Genomic DNA, 844 nt, shown 5'->3' on the forward strand with positions numbered 1-844 from the left:
TGAAAGAGAGCAAACTGGTTGTACACTTAATCAATTGCAATTCGACGGGCAGAAACGAAGATGAAATCCAAAAAACGGAAGTTCTCGATTTATATGGGAGTCAAGAGCGCTACTCGCAACAGCATTATTTCCAGTTCATTTATCGAAAAAGTCGAATCAGGTGAGGCAAGTCGCCTCAATCCGAAGCATCCAGACGATGCAGACCTGGATGCTTACTATCACGTTTCTCACCCTAAAACTCCACGTTGGATGAAATTACTTTCCGATACTTTTGAAATGCCAAAATTCAGCCGCGGAAACCCGGCATCTCTTGTTGTTCTCGAAGTGGGAGGACGAATATTTGCGGTCACATTCGGTCATGGTGCGAAGCTATTAAATGAAAGAGAGATCGAGAACAATTTTGGAATTAAGGTTGCAGTTAACGCAGTGGCAGACGATGCGTTAAAGGCGATTCAAAAATCGAACGTTGCAAGCGCGATTCAGCAGTTCGCACAATCAGCATTCGAATCTCGATTCGGCTCCTTCGGAGGTCAAAATAAGTTCGAAATACTTAGGCGGGTGTCGGGATCGACCGAAGGCAATAACGGTATAGACACTATTGTCGGAGCTTCCGGCCTTTCGCTGACTACCACTCTAAAATTCTCAGATATCAGATCAATTTCAGAAAGACTATTAAAACTCTATGAATCTCTAGCGTACAAGGAAACAGCCTTCGCTGTGATTGATGACTTCAAGCCCGTGCTTGCAACGAAGGAAAAAGACGAATTAAATGCCATGCTACTAGATAACCTACGGGGGCCACAAAGCACATTCGAGTTATGCATTCCTCAGATAAATCCCGACG

General features: G+C 44.2%; 1 protein-coding gene. It reads left to right on the forward strand.

All coding sequences use genetic code 11. The features are described from left to right. Window positions 1–60: 60 nt before the first annotated feature. Window positions 61–844 (forward strand): DUF6119 family protein (locus tag ABTU92_RS30255; protein ID WP_408095228.1); only part of this gene is annotated, 784 nt, incomplete at its 3' end.

This window comes from Rhodoplanes sp. SY1, from assembly GCF_046000175.1.
Lineage (GTDB): Bacteria > Pseudomonadota > Alphaproteobacteria > Rhizobiales > Xanthobacteraceae > Rhodoplanes.